Annotated in this window: 14 protein-coding genes; 1 reads left to right on the forward strand and 13 read right to left on the reverse strand. The window is 70.5% G+C overall.

From position 1 onward, the window contains the following. Nucleotides 1-92: 92 nt before the first annotated feature. From QM841_RS13585 to QM841_RS13630, 10 genes are all read right to left on the reverse strand, one after another. A complete protein-coding gene (locus QM841_RS13585; protein ID WP_280784529.1) occupies nucleotides 93-953 on the reverse strand; it encodes a 3-methyladenine DNA glycosylase in 861 nt (286 codons plus the stop codon). A 4-nt stretch (nucleotides 954-957) separates the two neighbouring features. Further along, on the reverse strand, nucleotides 958-2,046 hold the full coding sequence (locus QM841_RS13590) for a hemolysin family protein (RefSeq protein WP_283332380.1): 1,089 nt from the start codon (nucleotides 2,044-2,046) through the stop codon (nucleotides 958-960). Next, complete coding sequence (locus QM841_RS13595; protein WP_005566225.1) at nucleotides 2,039-3,409, reverse strand: hemolysin family protein; 1,371 nt, start codon at nucleotides 3,407-3,409, stop codon at nucleotides 2,039-2,041. The genes QM841_RS13590 and QM841_RS13595 overlap by 8 nt, the downstream gene beginning before the upstream one ends. Nucleotides 3,410-3,715: 306 nt before the next feature. Further along, nucleotides 3,716-5,152: a GMP reductase gene (gene guaB1 / locus QM841_RS13600; RefSeq protein ID WP_283332381.1), complete on the reverse strand. Its 1,437-nt coding sequence runs from the start codon at nucleotides 5,150-5,152 to the stop codon at nucleotides 3,716-3,718. Nucleotides 5,153-5,155: 3 nt separating this feature from the next. Further along, a complete protein-coding gene (locus QM841_RS13605; protein WP_283332382.1) occupies nucleotides 5,156-6,034 on the reverse strand; it encodes a DMT family transporter in 879 nt (292 codons plus the stop codon). A 5-nt stretch (nucleotides 6,035-6,039) separates the two neighbouring features. Then, nucleotides 6,040-7,437: a DEAD/DEAH box helicase gene (locus QM841_RS13610; RefSeq protein WP_280784525.1), complete on the reverse strand. Its 1,398-nt coding sequence runs from the start codon at nucleotides 7,435-7,437 to the stop codon at nucleotides 6,040-6,042. Between the two features lie 95 nt (nucleotides 7,438-7,532). After that, nucleotides 7,533-8,984: an NADP-dependent phosphogluconate dehydrogenase gene (gene gnd, locus QM841_RS13615; RefSeq protein WP_283332383.1), complete on the reverse strand. Its 1,452-nt coding sequence runs from the start codon at nucleotides 8,982-8,984 to the stop codon at nucleotides 7,533-7,535. A gap of 152 nt (nucleotides 8,985-9,136) precedes the next feature. Then, on the reverse strand, nucleotides 9,137-10,975 hold the full coding sequence (locus QM841_RS13620; protein ID WP_280784523.1) for a DEAD/DEAH box helicase: 1,839 nt from the start codon (nucleotides 10,973-10,975) through the stop codon (nucleotides 9,137-9,139). Between the two features lie 225 nt (nucleotides 10,976-11,200). Next, nucleotides 11,201-12,154, reverse strand: a complete 954-nt coding sequence (locus QM841_RS13625; RefSeq protein WP_073366721.1) for a M56 family metallopeptidase — start codon at nucleotides 12,152-12,154, stop codon at nucleotides 11,201-11,203. 26 nt (nucleotides 12,155-12,180) lie between these two features. Beyond that, nucleotides 12,181-12,594 (reverse strand): BlaI/MecI/CopY family transcriptional regulator, encoded by a 414-nt coding sequence (locus tag QM841_RS13630; RefSeq protein WP_005246077.1) that lies wholly within the window; start codon nucleotides 12,592-12,594, stop codon nucleotides 12,181-12,183. A 175-nt stretch (nucleotides 12,595-12,769) separates the two neighbouring features. Between QM841_RS13630 and QM841_RS13635 the strand changes: the two genes are divergently transcribed. Beyond that, nucleotides 12,770-15,358 carry a bifunctional lysylphosphatidylglycerol flippase/synthetase MprF gene (locus QM841_RS13635; RefSeq protein WP_283332384.1) on the forward strand — a complete coding sequence of 863 codons (2,589 nt, stop codon included), beginning with the start codon at nucleotides 12,770-12,772 and terminating at the stop codon, nucleotides 15,356-15,358. A 6-nt stretch (nucleotides 15,359-15,364) separates the two neighbouring features. Here the strand turns inward: QM841_RS13635 and QM841_RS13640 are convergent, their stop codons facing one another. Genes QM841_RS13640 through QM841_RS13650 form a run of 3 tightly spaced genes read right to left on the reverse strand, consistent with a single transcriptional unit; the run spans nucleotide 15,365 to nucleotide 18,767 of the window. Then, the gene (locus QM841_RS13640; RefSeq protein WP_283332385.1) at nucleotides 15,365-16,198 is read right to left on the reverse strand and encodes an ABC transporter ATP-binding protein; all 834 of its coding nucleotides are present in this window, start codon (nucleotides 16,196-16,198) and stop codon (nucleotides 15,365-15,367) included. After that, nucleotides 16,195-17,301: a FecCD family ABC transporter permease gene (locus QM841_RS13645; protein ID WP_283332386.1), complete on the reverse strand. Its 1,107-nt coding sequence runs from the start codon at nucleotides 17,299-17,301 to the stop codon at nucleotides 16,195-16,197. The genes QM841_RS13640 and QM841_RS13645 overlap by 4 nt, the downstream gene beginning before the upstream one ends. Continuing rightward, nucleotides 17,298-18,767, reverse strand: a complete 1,470-nt coding sequence (locus tag QM841_RS13650) for a FecCD family ABC transporter permease (protein WP_283332387.1) — start codon at nucleotides 18,765-18,767, stop codon at nucleotides 17,298-17,300. The genes QM841_RS13645 and QM841_RS13650 overlap by 4 nt, the downstream gene beginning before the upstream one ends. Nucleotides 18,768-18,872 lie beyond the last annotated feature (105 nt).

Here is an 18,872-nt window from a genome sequence, read left to right on the forward strand (position 1 = left end):
CGGCACCGTCATGTCCGCGCCATCGATGGTGGCGGCCGGCAGTGCGGTCGGCGTGACGATCTCGGCACAGTCGCGGTCGTAACCCGTGAGAGTCATGGGCTCACGGTAGCGAGCAACCGGTTGCACCGGTCGCGCAACGCGGCACGAAGCGGTGCGGCGCGGTCGGCCAGCGCCGACTGCTCCCGGACGTACTCGGCGCGGCCGTGCGGGGTCTCGATCGGGATCGGGGTGTACCCGTAGGCGGTGAGGTCGTACGGGCTGGCCCGCATGTCGAGTTCCCGTGCGGCGAGCGCCAGCTCGAAGCAGTCGACGGTCAGGTCCGAGTCGATCATCGGCGCCAGTTTGTAGCAGAACTTGTACAAATCCATGGACGCGTGCAGGCACCCGGGCTGTTCCCGCCCGAGCTGGTCGTCGCGGGTCAACGGCTCACTGTTCCGCGGTTCGGCGGCGGGGGTGAAGAACCGAAACGCGTCGTAATGGGTGCACCGCAGGTTCAGCGACTCCACGACGGAGTCGGTGCCGCCCGGCCCGAGCCGCAGCGGGACGCTGCCGTGCCGAACCTCGTCGGAGCGGTAGACCATCGCCCACTCGTGCAGCCCGAAGCAGGACAGGTGGGTGGGACGCCCGGCGGTCGCCTCCATCAGGCGTGCGGTGAAGGCGACCGTGTCCGAGCGGCGCTGCAGGAATTCCGGGTCGACGGTGACGCCGGCATCGGTGCGGTGATACCCGCGGAGTTCGGCGTACTCCTGCCCGCCGGCGAGGACCGTTCCCCACCCGGGGTGCCAGCGCAGCAGCTGATTCGGCCGATAGCTGTAATAGGTGAAGAGGAAGTCGATCACCGGGTGGGTCTCGCCGCGTTCCCGGCGCTCCAGGTGCGGTCCGATCAGCGCGGACACCCTCGCCCGGTGCCGGTCGCGGCGAGGGATCCACTCCGACGCGTCCAGAACGTCCATCCGATCAGCTCGTTCGCTGTCCCGGATTGACGCCGTTGACGCGGTGGGTGCCGTCGCGGACGGTGCCCACGTATTCCTCGACGAGGTCCTCGAGGGCGACGATGCCGACGATCTGCCCGGACGCGTCCGCCGCCGCCCCCAGGTGCGAGCTGGCGCGCCGCAGACTCGCCAGGGCCTCCGCGAGCGGGGTGGTGGTCGACATGCACGGCAGCGGACGGATGTCCGACCGCGGGATGACGGTGTCGGGTCCGGCCTCCTCGTCGAGGATGTCGTCGAGCACGTCCTTGAGGTGCAGGTACCCGACCAGTGAGCCGTCGTCGGCGCGCACCGGGTACCGGGAGTACCCGGTCTCGACGACGGCCTCCTCGATGGCGCCGAGCCGGGTGCCGCCCTCCGACAGGGGGATGGTCCGGGCCTCGTCGAGCGGGATCATCACCTCGCTGACCGTGCGGTCGGTGGTCTCCAGCGCCTGGGTGAGCCGACGGTGTTCTTCCGCGTCGATCAGTCCCTCGGAACGGGACTCGCCGATCATCTCGGACAGTTCCACCGCCGACACGGTGACGTCGAGTTCGTCCTTCGGCTCCACCCGCAGCAACCGCAGCGTCAGGTTGGCGCACAGGTTGTAGAAGGAGATCAGCGGGCGGGCCAGCTTGATGAACAGCAGATGCACCGGGACCAGCAGCATCGCCGTCCGCTCCGGGCCCGCGAGCGCGATGTTCTTCGGCACCATTTCACCCAGCAGGATGTGCAGCACCACGACCAGCGCCAGCGAGATCGTGAACGCCACCGGGTGCAGCAGCCCGGCGGGCAGGCCGACCGCGTGGAGCGGGACCTCGAGGAGATGCGCGATCGCCGGTTCGGCGACCTTGCCGAGCAGGATCGAGCAGATGGTGATGCCGAGCTGCGCGGCCGCGAGCATCAGCGACAGGTTCTCGCCCGCCGTGATCACGGTGCGGGCGCGTTTCTTGCCCTGCGACTCGAGGGCCTCGAGCCGGTCGCGGCGGGCCGAGATCAGCGCGAACTCGGCGCCGACGAAGAAGGCGTTGCCTCCCAGCAGCACGAAGGTGAGCAGCACACCGAAAAGGTCACTCATCGTCGTCCTCCTCGCTGTCGGTGTCGCCGGTCTCGTCGGGCTTGGGGGTGAGCAGCACCCGGTCGATGCGCCGGCCGTCCATGTGGGTGACGGTGGCGACCCACCGGCCGCCGGGGTCGTGCGCGCCCTCGGGCAGTGGCAGTTCCACCTCGTCGCCCTCGTCGGGTATCCGCCCGAGTTCGGTGAGGACGAGTCCGCCGAGGGTTTCGTACTCACCCTCGGGTGCGGTGTAGCCGGTGGTGTCGGAGACCTCGTCCACCCGGAGGAGCCCGGAGCAGGACCAGCCGTCACCGACCCGCTGGACGTCGATCTCGGACTCGTCGTGCTCGTCGCGGACGTCGCCGACGATCTCCTCGATCAGGTCCTCCATGGTGACCATCCCGGCGGTGCCGCCGTATTCGTCGACGACGAACGCGACCTGCATGCCGTCGGACCGGATCCGCTCCATCAGGGCGTCACCGTCCAGGCTGGAGGGCACCACCGGGACCTTCTGGGCCAGCGAGTTGAGGCGGGCGGTGCGCCGACGGTGGGCGGGCACCGCGAACGCATGCTTGATGTGGACGACGCCGACGGCGTCGTCCAGGTCCCCGTCGACGACGGGGAAGCGGGAGAACCCGGTGCGGGAGGCGGTGTCGATCAGGTCGGCGACGGTGTCCGTGGTGGACAGGGTCTCGATCTTCACGCGCGGGGTCATCAGTTCCTCCGCGGTGCGTTCCCCGAACCGCAACGAGCGGTTCACCAGCAGCGCCGTGCCCTTGTCGATGGCGCCGCGCTGCGCGGACGTCCGCACGAGCGATCCCAGCTCCTGCGGGGACCGCGCCGACCGCAGTTCCTCGGCCGGTTCGATGCCGAGGCGTCGCACCAGCCAGTTCGCGGATCCGTTGAGCCCGTTGATGGCCCACTTGAAGATGAGCGAGAACGCCGCCTGCATGCCGGCCGTCGCGCGTGCCGTGGGCAGGGGGTGGGCGATGGCGAGGTTCTTCGGCACGAGCTCGCCGAACACCATCGAGAAGGAGGTCGCGAGGACGAGTGCGATCACCAACGACGTTGCCGCGGCAGCGGATTCACTGAACCCGATCGCGGACAGCACCGGGGTGATGAACCGGGCGAGGACCGGCTCGGACAGGTAGCCGGTGATCAGCGTGGTGATGGTGATGCCGAGCTGCGCCCCGGACAGCTGGAAGGACAGCGTGCGGTGGGCGTGCTGCACCTGCCGGGCCCGGCGGTCACCGTCGCGGGCGTGCGAGTCGACGGTGCTGCGTTCGAGGGCGGTGAGGGAGAACTCGGCCGCCACGAACAACGCGGTACCCGCGGTCAGGGCGAGAAAGCCGAGCAGGGCGAGAATGCTGAGCGCGATGTCCATGTGTCATCGCCGCCGAGCTGAGGAACGGGGGTCGCCGGGTTTGTCACCCGGCTCGCTAGAGGAGCCCTCCGAACCGGCGGAATCGGAGTCCGATTCCACGGAGCAGGAGGCGACGGCACTCCCGGAGACGGCGGGTGGGGCGCTTGCTTCGTGTGTGGGTGCCGCGGGCACCGGAGTCCTCTCGTTCGGCCTCGACGGCCCGGACGGGTCCGGCGCCGAGAACTGGTGTGGTTGAGCGACCCATGATACCGGTGGATGTCCGGTTCCGTGGAACAGGACACCCACCGGCGCATCAGGATGCGGTCGTCACCAGCCGGCCGGCAGCGGGCGGCCCTCGGCGAACCCGGCGGCGGACTGCACACCGAGAACGGCACGCTCGTGCAGTTCGGCGAGCGTCCGCGCGCCCGCGTACGTGCAGGTGCTGCGCACACCCGAACAGATGTGGTCGATCAGGTCCTCGACGCCGGGGCGTTCCGGGTCCAGGCGCATCCGGGAACTCGAAATACCCTCCTCGAACAGGCCTTTCCTGGCCCGGTCGAACGCGGTGTCCGTGGCGGTGCGCGCCGCGACCGCACGCTTGGAGGCCATGCCGAAGCTTTCCTTGTACGCGTTGCCGGACTGGTCCACCCGCAGGTCGCCGGGGGACTCGTAGGTGCCCGCGAACCACGACCCGATCATCACGTTCGACGCGCCGGCGGCGAGGGCGAGGGCGACGTCGCGGGGGTGACGGACGCCTCCGTCGGCCCACACGTGCGCGCCCATCGCGCGGGCCTGCGTGGCGCATTCCTCGACGGCGGAGAACTGCGGCCTGCCCACCCCGGTCATCATCCGGGTGGTGCACATCGCGCCCGGTCCGACCCCGACCTTCACGATGTCGGCGCCCGCGTCGATCAGGTCCCGGGTGCCGGCGGCGGACACGACGTTGCCGGCGACCAGCGGGACACCGAGGTCGGCCTTCTTCAGTGCGCCGAGGACGTCGATCATCTTCTGCTGGTGGCCGTGCGCGGTGTCGACGACCAGCAGGTCGGCCCCCGCGTCCACGAGGGCGCGGGCCTTCGCGGCGACGTCGCCGTTGACGCCGACGGCCGCGGCGACCCGCAGCTTCCCGTTGCCGTCGACGGCGGGCTGGTAGATGCCGTCCCGGATGGCGCCGGTGCGGGTGAGGACCCCGGCGAGGGTGCCGTCGGGGTGGACGATCACGGCGAGGGAGTCGTGTTTGCCCTCGAGGAGTTCGAACACCTCCCGCGGCGACGCGGAGTCGGGGGCGGTGACGAAGTCGGTGAGCGCCACCGAGCGTAGTCGCGCGAACCGGTCGACGTCCGTGCAGGAGCCCTCGGTGACGACGCCGACGGGGCGGTCGTTCTCGACGACGACCACGGCGCCGTGCGCCCGCTTCGGCAGCAGCGCCAGGGCGTCGGAGACGGCGGCGTCGGGGCCGAGCGTGACCGGGGTGTCGGCGACCAGGTGCCTGCTCTTGACGAACGACACGGTCTCCGCGACGGCGGGTGCCGGAAGGTCCTGGGGGAGTACCACCAGACCGCCGCGGCGGGCGACCGTTTCCGCCATGCGCCGTCCCGAGACCGCCGTCATGTTGGCGACGACGATCGGAATGGTGGTGCCCGACCCGTCCGAGGTGGCCAGGTTGACGTCGAATCGCGAGGTGACCTCGGTGCGGTTCGGCACCAGGAACACGTCGTCGTACGTCAGGTCATAGGGAGGGCGATGCCCGTCGAGGAACTGCACATGTCAGGACGATACCGGGGAAGTTGCGGCGGTGTCGGATGTCCGCTGGGCCTGCGACCTGGACAGTCCGATCGTGGCCACCAGCATCACCGCGACCGCGCAGCCGACCACCACCAGTCCGGGGCCCGCCACCCGCAGCCGCTCGTCGAGGACGGTCATGCCGAGGAACACGGCGGCGAGTGGTTCGGCGATGGTCAGCGCGGGCAGCGACGCAGACAGCGGTCCCACCTGGAAGCCGCGCTGCTGCAGATACACCCCGACCAGGCCGGCGGCGACGAGCGCCCACGCCTGCCAGCTGCTCAGCACCGCCCACAGCCCGTGGGGCACGAGTTCGACGACGTATTTGGTGAACGCGACCGCCACCCCGTACAGGATGCCGCCGGCCCCGCCGAGCAGCAGCGCCCGCCATCCGGGGTCGATCTTCGACATCCCCGCGGCGGCCGCGACCGCCACCACGGCGAGGAGGATGCCGAGCGGCACCACCCATTCGCGGAACGGGGCGTCGATGTTGCCCTCGGTGGGGTCGCCGATCACCAGGAAGACTGCGAGCGCGACGGCCAGCGCGACGGCGAGGGCCCAGGTGGTGCGGCTGAGCCGGTACCCGGAGAACTTCGCCGACAACGGCAACGCGAACAGCAGCGCCGTCACCAGCAGCGGCTGCACCACGAGCACCGACCCGAGCGCCAACGCCACCGCCTGCATCGCGTACCCGCCGCCGTCCCCGACGAAGCCGGCCCACCAGCGGGGACTGCGCAGCAGGGTGGTCATCAATGCGGCGTCCTCGGGGACCGCGGACGCCGCGCTCTGCTGGGCGACCGACGCGCACGCGAACAGCAACGCCGCGATCAGCGCGCACACGATCGACGCGAACGGCAGGGACATGCCTCTCAGTGTGCCCCGCGGTTGCGGTGTCCGTGCGGAGTTGACGCAGGTCCGGGTTTCCGGCCGCGTCGGGCACCCGCCCGTGGTGCTCCGCCGTCCCCGGGGCGGCCGCGGCGGGCCGGGCGACCCCCGGTGTCGTGCGCCTGCCTGCCCTTCTTCGGGGTGTCCTGCGCCGGTGCCCGGGTGTCGGGCGCGGGGACCGCCTTCCCGGTGGGGCGGCGGGCGCCGGTGATCTCGGCCAGCACCGTGTCGCCGGGCCGCACCCGCACGCCGTCCACCTCGATCCCGGCCTTGCGGGTCAGCTTTTCCACCTCGGCGCGCTCGTCCTCGGTGACGAGGGTGACCACCACGCCGGACTCGCCGGCGCGGGCGGTGCGGCCCGCGCGGTGCAGGTAGTCCTTGGGGTCGGCCGGGGGGTCGACGTGGACGACGAGCGAGATGTCGTCGACGTGGATGCCGCGGGCCGCCACGTCGGTGGCGACCAGGACCGGGGTGGTGCCGTCGGCGAACGATTCGAGGGTGCGGGTGCGGTTGTTCTGCGCCTTGCCGCCGTGCAGGGCGCCCGCGGAGATGCCCGCCTCGTGGAGTTGCTGCGCGAGCCGGTCCACTCCGTACTTGGTGCGCACGAACATGAGGGTCCGCCCCGCACGTGAACCGATATGTGCCACAACGGATCTCTTGTCGGCCCGGTCGACGAACAGCAGGTGGTGGCGCATGGTGCTCACCGACGCGGTGACCGGCGCCGTCGAGTGGGTGACCGGGTCCCGCAGGTACCGGCGGACGAGGGTGTCGACCTCCCCGTCGAGGGTCGCCGAGAACAGCAGCCGCTGACCATGCGCCGGGGTCTTGTCGAGGATCGTCGTGACCTGCGGCATGAACCCCAGGTCGGCCATGTGGTCGGCCTCGTCGAGCGTCAGTACGGTCACGTCGTCCAGGGACACCGACCCCTGCGCCACGTGATCGGCGAGGCGTCCCGGCGTCGCGATCAGCAGGTCGACCCCCCGCGACAGGATCTCGACCTGACGTTTGATGGGAATCCCGCCGACGACGTTCGCCACCCGCAATCCCACGGACAGGGCCGGCTCGTCCAGCGCCCGCTCGATCTGCAACGCCAGTTCACGGGTGGGCACCAGCACGATGCCGCGCGGGAAGCCCCGCCTGCTCGCGGCGCCCTTGAGTCGCACGAGCATCGGCAGTCCGAAGGCGAGGGTCTTCCCGGACCCGGTCGGCGCGCGGCCGAGTACATCGCGGCCCGCGAGGACGTCGGGAATGGTGGCCGCCTGGATCGGGAACGGCGCCCCGATGCCGCTGCGGTCGAGGGCGTGGGTCATCACCGCGGGGAGACCGAGCGCGAGGAACGTCTCACCCACCGGTGCGGGGGAGGAGAACTCGTCGTCGGGCATATCGAGAAGGCTACCGCCTCCGAGAGGGGCCTCCGACGCCTCGGCCGTGACGTACACGCGGTACGTCACGGCCGGGGACGGGCAGGCGGCGAGGCTCAGGCCTGCACTTCGCTGCGGTCACCGCTCCAGAGGGTGTGGAACTTGCCCTCCGCGTCGACCCGCTCGTAGGTGTGGGCGCCGAAGAAGTCGCGCTGCCCCTGCGTCAGGGCCGCGGGCAGCCGCTCCGCGCGCAGGGCGTCGTAGTAGGACAGCGACGACGCGAACGCCGGCACCGGGATCCCCAGCAGTGTGGCGGTGGAGACCACCCGGCGCCAGCTGTCGATGGCCGTCTCGATGGCGTCCCGGAAGTACGGCGCCAGGATGAGGCTCGGCAGCTTCGGGTTCTCGTCGTACGCCTCCTTGATGCGGTTGAGGAACCGGGCCCGGATGATGCAGCCGCCACGCCAGATGGTCGCGAGGTCGGCGGGGTGCAGGTCCCAGTCGTATTCGGCGCTGCCGGCCGCGATCTGGTCGAATCCCTGCGCGTAGGCCACGACCTTCGACGCGTACAGGGCCTGCCGGATGTCCTCGGTGAACTGGGCGGCATCGGTGGGCTTGTCGGCGAGGACGCCGGACGCCAGCCCGACCGCGGCCTTGCGCTGCTCGCGGGACCCGGACAGCGCGCGGGCGAACACGGCCTCGGCGATCCCGGTGACGGGGACACCGAGGTCGAGCGCGGACTTGACGGTCCAGCGGCCGGTGCCCTTCTGCTCGGCGGCGTCGACGATCACGTCGACGAGCGGCTTGCCGGTCTTCGCGTCCTTCTGCCGCAGCACCTCCGCGGTGATCTCGACGAGGTAGCTTTCGAGGTCGCCGCCGTTCCAGTCGGTGAACACGTCGGCGATCTTCCCGGCGTCGTAGCCGAGGGCGGATCCGAGCAGGTTGTACGCCTCGCCGATGAGCTGCATGTCGGCGTACTCGATGCCGTTGTGCACCATCTTCACGAAGTGGCCGGACCCGTCGGGGCCGATGTGCGTGCAGCAGGGGGTGCCGTCGACCTGCGCGGCGATCGACTCGAGCAGCGGTCCGAGGGCCGCGTAGGACTCCTTCGGGCCGCCCGGCATGATCGACGGACCGTTGAGCGCGCCCTCCTCACCGCCGGAGATGCCGGCGCCGACGAAGTGCAGGCCACGCTCCCTCAGTGAGGCCTCGCGGCGGATCGTGTCCGTGTACAGGGCGTTGCCGCCGTCGATGATGATGTCACCGGGCTCCATCGCCGCGGCGAGTTCCTCGATGACGGCGTCGGTGGGGTCGCCGGCCTTAACCATGATCAGCACGCGGCGCGGCTTCTGCAGCGCGCCCACGAACTCCTCGATCGTCTCGGTGCGGACGAAGTCGCCCTCGCTGCCGTGCTCCTCGATGAGGGCGTCGGTCTTGGCGATGCTGCGGTTGTGCAGCGCGACCGTGTGACCGTGCCGGGCGAAGTTGCGGGCGATGTTCGAGCCCATGACGGCCAGTCCCGTGACGCCGATCTGGGCGCGGGCACCCTCAGTGTTGTCGATAGTCATGGATACAGCATTCCCTCTCGCTCGGCGGTAGTGAAATCGGCGGCTACGAAAAGCTCGACCGCCTAAGCCAAACATACGAAGGCCGGCCGTCGCACATGCGACGGCCGGCCTTCTCTCACACTTCGATATTCGGTTGTCGGATCAGCGATCGATCAGCTGCGGCGCTCACGCCGCGGGCCGTCGAAACCGTCGTACGAGCGACGCTCCGTGCGGCTGCGGAATCCGCCACCGGTCGTCGCCGCGGGGCGACGCTCCGACGTGGCCGCGGGGCGGCGATCGTCACGGCGGTCATCCCGGCGATCGTCGCGACGGAACCCGCCTGCCGCACCGCGGTTGTCGCCGAAGTCGCGGCGGGGTGCGCTGCGGTCGAAGCTGCGCTCGCCGGTTCCGCGGTGGCTGTCGCCGCGGTCGCCGAAGTCGCGGCGCGGGGCCCGATCCGTGAACGTCCGGTTGTCCCGGTCGCCGCGGTAGCCGCCGCCACGGTTGTCACCGTCGCGCTGCGGACGGTCGCCCCGGTAGCCGCCGGACCGGTTGTCGGTCTGGTCGCGGCGCGGGCCGCGACCCTCGAAGCTGCGACCACCCGACGGACGGTCGCCGAAGCTGCGCTCACCACGGTCGCCGCGGTCGTTGCGATTGCCGCGGTAGCCGCCGCCGTCGCGGCCGGCGTATCCGCCCTCACGGCGGGGTCCGCGGTCACCGAACTTGCGGTCGCCGCCACGCTCACCGCGGGAGTAGGTGTCGCGCACCGGTTCTCCGCTGGGCGCCTTGGCGCCGGTGATGCTGGCCAGCTTCTCCGAGCCGGGGGTGACGGGCACGGCGGTGGCGTCGACACCGGCCATCCCGGTCAGGCGGCGGAACGTGCGCTTCTGGTTGGGCAGCACGATCGCGACGACAGTGCCCTTCTCGCCTGCACGGGCGGTCCGGCCCGCACGGTGCAGGTAGTCCTTGTGGTCGGCGGGCGGATCGACGTGCACGACCAGGTCGATGCCGTCGACGTGGATGCCGCGGGCGGCGACATCCGTCGCGACGAGCACGGGGGTGCGGCCGTTCTTGAACCGTTCGAGGACCCGGGTGCGCTGGTTCTGCGCCTTGCCGCCGTGCAGCGCCTCGGCGGCGATTCCCACCGCGCGGAGGCGGTCGGTGATGCCCTCGCAGCCGAGCTTGGTGCGGGCGAACATGATCGTGCGGCCGTCGCGGGCGCCGATTTCCGCGAGGACGTTGTCCTTCTGGCCGCGGTCGACGAGCAGCACGTAGTGCTCCATCGTGTCGACGCTGGCGCGACCGTCCTCGGTGGAATGCTGCACGTGGTCGGGCAGGAACTGGCGGACCAGCGACTGCACCTCACGGTCCAGGGTGGCCGAGAACAGGAGACGCTGGCCGTCGGCCCGGGTTTCCCCGAGGATGGCCCGGACCTCGGGCAGGAAGCCCATGTCAGCCATCTGATCGGCCTCGTCGAGCGCGGTGATCTCGATGGAGTCGAGGATGCAGGTGCCCTGACGCAGGTGGTCGTTCAACCGGCCGGGGGTGGCGACGAGGATGTCGACGCCGCGGCGCAGCTGGTCGACCTGCTTGCTGAACGGGGTGCCGCCGACGGCGGGGCGGACGGTCAGTCCCATGGCCCCGGCGTACGAGTTGAGGGAGTCGACCACCTGGAACGCGAGTTCACGGGTGGGAACGAGCACCAGCGCGCGGGGACGCTTGGGTGCGGGCCGGTCCTCGTGCCGGGACAGGCGGGTGAGCATGGGCAGGCCGAATGCGAGGGTCTTGCCCGATCCGGTCTGTGCGCGGCCGAGGACGTTGGTGCCGGCCAGCGCATCGGGGACGGCCAGCGCCTGGATCGGCGACGGGACGGTGATGGAGTTGCGGGCGAGGGCCTGCACCAGGGGTGCGGGCAGGCCGATCTCGGCGAACGTCACGGTGGCGTTCTGGTCAGGGGTTTCGGTCTCGGTCTGCTCTAGTGGGGCAGACGTCGTCTGGACAGCGTTGGTCACGCAAATACCTCTCCGGGCATAGGGCGCGTCGCGGAGCGGGGGCTGTCATGCAGCACGCACAAAGGGACGAGCCAGGGCACATGTCACCTGGTCAATCCATTCGCGGAAGTGCGGGGAATTGGGCTGTGTGCCGTTTCAGTGTTGATGGGCCGCAGTGGCGACCGTCGACCAGTGTACGCGACGGGGCACCCGGTTATCGAACCCGGCGGGATGTGAGCTGGGTGACTACACGGCGCTGAACAACCGGCTCAGTTCGGTGAGCCAGGGGACGGCGACGGCGATGGTCGGCACCACGAGGATGGCCACCGACGCGGCGTAGGCGGCGAGAGCCACCGGGGTTCCCGCCTCCGAGGAGGCCAGGCGCTGCACCCGCAGCAGGGTGCTGGGACCACCCGCGGCCATGGCGCCCTTGGGGGCAATCGACCCCGAACAGGCGACGAGCGCGCGGGCCAGCGCGGTCGGTCCGGTGGCGCGGACGGCGGAGTCGTCGGCCAGCATCTCGACCAGCAACTGCACCGACCCGAGCGCGGACTTGCTGCGCACGACGGTGGGGAAGGCGGCGTTGACGGCGGTGAACGCCTCGAGGACGAGGTCGTGCCGGGCCCGCAGATGGGACCGCTCGTGGGTGAGGATCGCGGTGATCTCCGCGTCGTCGAGATTGGTGAACGTGCCCTGGCTCAGCACCACCCGCTGGCGCAGACCGGGCAGGCAGTAGGCGATGGGCTCGGTGACGTCGAGGACCCGCAGGTCCGGGGTGCGGGCGAGCGGCGACGAGGAATCGCAGCGGTCGAGGAGGTCGACCAGCATGCGGTGCCGGGCGCGTCGGCGACGGGTGCGGACCCCGACCTGCACGATCGCGAAGATCAGTTTGGCGCCGACGAGGAGGGTGAGCGCAAAGACCACCACGTACAGCAGCCACAGGGGCAGGCCCAGGGCGTCGATCTCGGCGACCGGCGCCGTGGTCGGGCGTCCGTCCGGTCCGGGGACCAGGAGCTGGCTGGCGATCGCGAGGCCCGAACTGAATGCGGACAGAACTGCGGCGAGGGCGATTGCCTGCCACAGCACGAGTGCTGCTCGGGGGGCGCGATGCGGCCATCGGGCACGACTCAACAGCGCAGGGACAGGCCCTGCGAGTAGAAGTGCGAGTACTCCGAATACCAGCGCGGTGGTGGCGTCCATGTCCTACTCATCATGCATGACGAACGTCAGCCGGCGCGAACGGTTCCCGACTGATTGTCTCCGGTGGACCGCTCCTTGGCCTCGAGCGCGGCGAGGGCCTCGCGGAGCGCGTCGGCCTCGTCGGCGCCGACCTGGCCGACGAAGTGCACGAGTGCGGCGGCACGGCTGCCGGACTTGTCGGCCTGCTGCAGTGCGTCCACCATGAGGCTCGCGACGAGCTCCTCACGCTGGTGCACCGGCAGGTACCGGTGGGCGCGGTCGTCGCGCTGCTGAATGACGAGGTGCTTCTTCGCCAGTCGCTGGAGCACTGTCATGACAGTCGTGTACGCGAGTTCACGGCGTGCCGCCAGTGCCTCGTGTACCTGCCGTACCGTCTGCGGTTCCGAAGTGGACCACAGGTGATCCATCACTGCGCGTTCGAGTTCGCCGAGTCCAGCCATAAACCGATTCTACGGATACGACGACGCAGATACGTACTACTGGTAGTAGTAAAACTGCGTCACGGCGTGTGGTATTGGCCATACTTCGAAGGGGTGGATTACGGTCGGGTTGGCAGCGGCCGACCCGCCGGGCAAGCGTTCGTTCTCGACATCGCGGAGAGTGGGGACCTGGCGGATGAAGACCGACGACAGCGCGGCGACCGGGCACGATGCGGCGGCCAGGGTCAAGGGTCAGACCGGGCGGGCAGCGGAACGGGTCTGGGGCGGGGTGCGGGGTGCACCGGTCAGCATTGCGCTGCTGGTGGTGATTTGGATCCTCGCGATCGCCACGTCCAGTGTGATCAGCGGCCCCTCCCACGACCTGTCCCAGCACGTCGCGATCGGGATCCGGGCGTTCCAGAACGGGTGGATGTGGACCCTGTTCACGGCCGGGCTGTGGGGCGACGACGTCCTGGCGTACCTGTCGACGACCGTCCTCGTCCTCGTGGCGGCCGCACCGCTGGAACGTCGCATGGGGTCGGCGCGGTTCGCGCTGGCCGCGGTCGCCACCCAGGTGCTCGGCGGGCTGCTCGCACTGTCGGTGGCCGCCGTCGCGAAGGTCGTCGACGCGAACTGGGGTTTCCGGCTGCACGTGGGCATGGCCGTCGGCCCGAGCACGTGGATCGTCGGTGCCGCGATGGTCGCCAGTTCGAACATGGGCACCCTGTGGCGTCGGCGGATCCGCGTCGGCGTCCTCGTGTTCACCATCACCCTGGCACTGTTCAGTGGGTCGCTGCAGGACGTGGTCCGGCTCGCCGCGGCCGTGGTCGGGCTGGTGATCGGCCGCTGGATCGTCGGCCGCTCCGCCCGCGGCGAACGGATCGCGGGCACCCAGCGTGAGGGCCGGGTGCTGGTCGCGATCATCGTGGCGGCCAGTGCGATCGGCCCGATGATCGCGGCGCTGTCCGCGGAGGCGGTCGGACCGCTCGCCGTGCTCCGCGACCTGTTCCGCGGCATCCCCTACACGGCCGGCGAGGTGCGCGACCTGTGCGAGGTGTCGGCGTCGGACCCCGAATGCCGGCGCGGGCTGCTCGAACTGCGCCTGTCCGGGGTCGGGCCGACCCTGCTGAGTCTGATGCCGTCCCTGTTCCTCCTCACCCTCAGCGACGGCCTCCGACGGGGCCGTCGCTTCGCGTGGGTCGCGTCCGTGATCGCCCAGGTGATCCTGCTGGTGCTGTCGCTGCTGAACTTCGCGGTCCGGTTCGTCGACTCCCTCGACGAGGACTCCCTGTTCTACGGTCTCGCCGACCCGAACCTGTACCGGACGCTGGTGCCGTTCCTGACGCCGCTGGCGATCCTGATCGTGCTGCTCGCCACCCGGCGGTTCTTCGACGTCTCCGCCCCGGCCGGCACCTACCGGCGGCTGGCCGTCGTCCTGGTGTCCGTCCTGGGCGGGCTCGCCGTCCTCTACGTCCTGGGCGGGCTGTGGGCGCGGAACGGTTTCGACCCCCGGCCCGGCATGGCGACGCTGCTCGCCGACTTCCCGGAGCGGCTCATCCCGCCCGTGTACCTGCAGTGGCTCGACCCCCGGCTGCTGCCGGTGAGCATTCCCGCGACCCTGCTGTACGAGTGGACCGGGGTGGTGTTCTGGGTGGCGGCGTGCGCGCTCGTCGCCGCGACGTTCCTCAGTCCCGCCATCGGATCGGACTCGGAGTCCGCCGAACGGGCCCGCGCCCTGCTGAAGTCGGGGAGCGGAAGCCCGCTGTCCTGGATGACGACGTGGCGCGGCAACAACTACTGGTTCTCCGCCGACGGCACCGGCTACGTCGCGTACCGTGTCCTCGCCGGTGTCGCGCTCACCACCGGCGACCCGGTCGGCCCGCCGGACCGGTTGCGGGACAACGTCGAACACTTCGCCGAATTCGCCGCCGCCAACGGGTGGATCCCGTGCTTCTACTCGGTGACCGGGGAGGTCCGCGCCGTCACGGACGCCCTCGGCTGGAGCGGCATCCAGGTCGCCGAGGAGACGGTGCTGGATCTGGGGCAGATCGCGTTCACCGGAAAGCGATTCCAGGACGTCCGGACCGCCCTGAACAAGGCGAAGAAGTCGGGGATCACCGCGGAATGGGTCAGCTTCCCCAGCGCCCCCCGGTCGATCACCGACCAGATCACGGCGATCTCCGAGGAATGGGTGGCCGACAAGGGGATGCCCGAGATGGGGTTCACGCTCGGCGGACTCGACGAGGTCGACGACCCGGAGGTGCGCTGCCTGGTCGCCGTCGACGAGGACCGCACCGTCCACGGCGTCACGTCCTGGTTGCCGGTGTACCAGGACGCGCGGGTGGTCGGCTGGACCCTCGACTTCATGCGGCGGCGCTCGGAAGGGTTCCGGCCGGCGATGGAGTTCCTCATCGCGTCCGCGGCGCTGAAACTGGAGGAGGAGGGGGCGCAGTTCCTGAGCCTGTCCGGCGCCCCGCTCGCCAAGGTCGAACAACCGGACGGCGACGCCGACGAGCAGGAACGGTCGGAGTCGTCGAGCCTGTCGGCGGTGATGGACAGCGTTCTCGATCTGCTCGGCCGGACCCTGGAACCGGTGTACGGGTTCCGTTCGCTGCTGGCGTTCAAGTCGAAGTTCCAGCCCCGGTACGTGGCCATGCACATGACGTTCGCCGACCCGGCCGCCCTGCCGAGCATCGGCAACGCCGTCGGCAGGGCGTACCTGCCGACGGTGTCGCTGGGACAGAGTTACCGGCTGGTGCGGACGATGATCGGCGGCCGACGCTGACGGCCGCTACTTCGGCTCCGGTCCGCCGACCGCGCCGTACACGTGGCGGGTGCCGATCGGCACCACCAGCGGGCGATCGGACACCGGGTCGGCGATGACCGCGGCCTCGAGACCGAACACCTCGAGCAGGAGTTCGGCGGAGATGATGTCCTTCGGCGCGCCGGCCGCGACGATGGTGCCGTCCCGCATGACGATCAGCTGATCGCTGTAGCGGATCGCGAGGTTCAGGTCGTGGAGCACCATCACCACAGTGCGGCCCAACTCCTCGTGCATCCGGTCCACCAGGTCGAGCACCTCGATCGAGTGCGCCAGGTCCAGGTAGGTGGTGGGCTCGTCGAGCAGGAGGATGTCGGTTCCCTGCGCGAGGGCCATCGAGATCCAGGCCCGCTGACGCTGACCACCCGACAGTTGGTCGACGGGGCGGTCCGCGAGATCGGACACCCCGGTCAACGCGAGCGCCTCGGCGACCTCGCCCTCGTCGTCGGACGACCACTGCCGCAGCCACGACTGGTGCGGGTGCCTGCCGCGGGCCACCAGGTCGGCCACCGTGAGCCCCTCGGGGGCCAGCGGCGCCTGGGGAAGCATGCCCAGTGTGCGGGCGACGTCCTTGGTGCGCATCGAGCCGATGGCCTTGCCGTCGAGCAGCACCGAACCGTTGCGCGGCTTCAGCAGCCGCCCCAGCGCGCGCAGCAGCGTGGACTTGCCGCAGCCGTTCGGCCCGATCACGGTGGTGATCACCCCGGTCCTCACCTCGAGGTCGAGGTTGTCGACGATGACCCGGTCGCCGTACCCGAGGCTCAGGTTCTCGGCGATCAGTCGAGAGTCAGTCTGCACGGTCATGCCGAGACCTTCCGATTGTTGCGCACCAGCAGATACAGCAGGAATGGACCGCCGAGTGCGGAGGTGACGATACCCACCGGCAGCTCGACGGGCAGGATCGTGCGGGCGACGACGTCGCTGCCCACCACGAGCACGGCGCCGGTCAGGGCGGACGCGATGAGCGGCGGGCCGGCGGACCGCACCAGCCGCAGCGCCACCTGCGGTGCGGCGAGCGCGACGAAGCCGACCGGGCCCGCTGCCGCGGTCGCGATGCCGGCCAGGGCGACGGCCATGAGCAGGAGCCGGGCCTGCGACCACTGCAGCCGCACACCCAGCGACACCGCGTTGTCGTCGCCGAGGCGGAGGGCGCCCATCGTGAACGACGAGATCACCGCGTAGCCGCCGACGAGGACGACGGCGATGGTGACGGGCCACACCTGACTCCAGGCGGCGCCGTTGAGGGACCCGTTGAGCCACACCTGGGCCCGCGACGCGTCGTTGATGTCCGCGGAGATCAGCAGCCAGCCGGTGACGGCGATCAGCATGGCGTTGATGCCGATGCCGATCAGGATCAGCCGGTAACCCTCCACCCCGCCGCGCCACGCGAGCATATAGATGACCAGCGCGGTGAGCAGTCCGCCGAACAGGGCGGCCAGCGGGATGCCCAGGGTGGCGAGGAGGCCGACGAAGCTGCCGCCGCCGCCGAGGACGATCAGCGCGACCGCGGCGGCGCTGGCACCGGACGTGATGCCGAGAATGTCCGGGCTGGCGAGGGCGTTGCGGGCGATCGACTGGGTGATGGCGCCGGCCAGGCCGAGGGCCATGCCGATGAACACCCCGGTCAGCGACCGCGGCAGCCGGAGGTCCATGACGATGAAGTTTTGGGCCTTCGTGCCGCCGCCGAACAGCACCCGGGTGACCTCGGGGATCGACAGCGGGTAGTCGCCGCGACCGATGTTGAGGCACAGCACCAGGAACAGCGCCACCAGCAGGGCCACGTTCACGGCGATGCCGAGGGGGCGCAGGACCAGGGAGATCGGTCCGAGCCGGAACGCGGGGCGGGCCGGGACGCGGGACGCCGGGGCGGCCCCGAGGTCGGGGCGCACTTCGTCGCGAGTGCTCACAGGCTTGCCAACTTTCTGCGCCGAACCAACGCGATGAAGAACGGTGCACCGAACACGGCCAGCACGATCCCCACCTGCAGCTCACCCGGCCGGACCACGACGCGTCCGATGACGTCGGCGGTCACGAGCATGACGCCGCCGAGGAGCCCGGCGTAGGGGACCAGCCACCGGTAGTCGGGGCCGGTGATCGCCCGCGCGACGTGGGGGACGACGAGACCGATGAATGCGATCGGACCGCACGCCGCGGTGGCCGCACCGGTGAGGAGGGTGATCGCGACGATGCCGAGTGCGCGGCTGGCCGCGATGTTCGTGCCCAGCGACCGTGCCACGTCCTCGCCGAGGCTGAGGACGTTCAGGCCCGGTGTGCTGACGAGGGCGAGGATCAGTCCGATGACGAGGAACGGCAGCACCTGCCACAGCACGTCGAAGCCGCGGCCGGCCACCGACCCGACCACCCAGAAGCGGTAGGAGTCGAGGCTGGACTGGTCGACGATGATGATTGCGTTGGTCATCGCCTGCAGGAAGAACGCGACGGCGGCGCCGGCCAGGGCCAGGCTCAGCGGGCTCGCCGCCCCGTTCCCGATCGATGACAGCCCGAACACGATCACGCTCGCCGCGAACGACCCGGCGAACGCGAACCACAGGTATTCGCTGGGCGCGCTGAACCCGAACAGGTACATCGACAGCACCACGAGGAATGCGGCGCCCGCGTTGAGACCGAGGAGGCCCGCGTCGGCGAGCGGGTTGCGGGTGTGCCCCTGGATGAGGGCGCCCGCGACACCGAGCGCCATTCCGACGACGAGTCCCAGTGCGGTGCGCGGGCCGCGGAGGGTGCGCACGATGATGTCGGTCTGCGAACCGTCCGCGTCGAACAGTGCATGGAAGATCTCCGCGAACGACAGCGGCCGCGCCCCGACGGCGACGCTGGCGAGGAGCACCAACCCGAGCAGGACCACGAGGACGCCCAGCCCGACGAGCCGACGTCGCCGGATCGCCGCGACCGACACGTCCTTCTCGCGGACGGTGAAGCCCTCGTCGGACGCGGTGCTCTCCCGCACGACCTCGGTTCCGGAACGCCGGAACACCCGCTGCAGCGACCGTTTCGGGCCGATCGCGTCCTGGGTGTGGGTGTCGCGGGTGACCAGGCCGACCCAGCCCTTGCCCGAACTCTGGCCGGTGTTGCCTTCGCGGAAACCGCGGTTCCACAGGGCCAGTCCGAGGGCGATCGCGACGGCGGCGCCGCCGAACACGACCCGGTCCGCCTGCCCGCCGCCGTTGTCGTCGCGGAGGGACTCCACGATGTACCAGCCGAGGACGAGGGGGATGGCCACTATCCCGATGTCGAGCAGTCCCGCGAGTGCCCGGAGGTACAGCGGGGCGGGACCGCGCGGGACGTCGCGCTTCCCGTAGGGCTCGTCGGTCGGCAGGTGCGGGATGTCGCTGCCGAACTGTCTCGTCGTCGTCACTGGCGGGGGAAGCTCCTGACGTGTGTGCCTGTGCACCGGATCTGCACCGAATTCAACTACTTAGGTTACGGAACCCTATCTCTGATGCCACATCCGGCGGGACGT

The organism is Rhodococcus sp. IEGM 1307, from assembly GCF_030056915.1.
Lineage (GTDB): Bacteria > Actinomycetota > Actinomycetes > Mycobacteriales > Mycobacteriaceae > Rhodococcus_F > Rhodococcus_F opacus_D.

Bases quoted from the DNA above. Each gene is read 5' to 3' on its own strand.
- QM841_RS13585 (WP_280784529.1), bottom strand. From the start codon at position 953: ATGGACGTTCTGGACGCGTCGGAGTGGATCCCTCGCCGCGACCGGCAC.
- QM841_RS13590 (WP_283332380.1), bottom strand. From the start codon at position 2,046: ATGAGTGACCTTTTCGGTGTGCTGCTCACCTTCGTGCTGCTGGGAGGC.
- QM841_RS13595 (WP_005566225.1), bottom strand. From the start codon at position 3,409: ATGGACATCGCGCTCAGCATTCTCGCCCTGCTCGGCTTTCTCGCCCTG.
- QM841_RS13605 (WP_283332382.1), bottom strand. From the start codon at position 6,034: ATGTCCCTGCCGTTCGCGTCGATCGTGTGCGCGCTGATCGCGGCGTTG.
- QM841_RS13610 (WP_280784525.1), bottom strand. From the start codon at position 7,437: ATGCCCGACGACGAGTTCTCCTCCCCCGCACCGGTGGGTGAGACGTTC.
- gnd (WP_283332383.1), bottom strand. From the start codon at position 8,984: ATGACTATCGACAACACTGAGGGTGCCCGCGCCCAGATCGGCGTCACG.
- QM841_RS13625 (WP_073366721.1), bottom strand. From the start codon at position 12,154: ATGGACGCCACCACCGCGCTGGTATTCGGAGTACTCGCACTTCTACTC.
- QM841_RS13630 (WP_005246077.1), bottom strand. From the start codon at position 12,594: ATGGCTGGACTCGGCGAACTCGAACGCGCAGTGATGGATCACCTGTGG.
- QM841_RS13635 (WP_283332384.1), top strand. From the start codon at position 12,770: ATGAAGACCGACGACAGCGCGGCGACCGGGCACGATGCGGCGGCCAGG.
- QM841_RS13640 (WP_283332385.1), bottom strand. From the start codon at position 16,198: ATGACCGTGCAGACTGACTCTCGACTGATCGCCGAGAACCTGAGCCTC.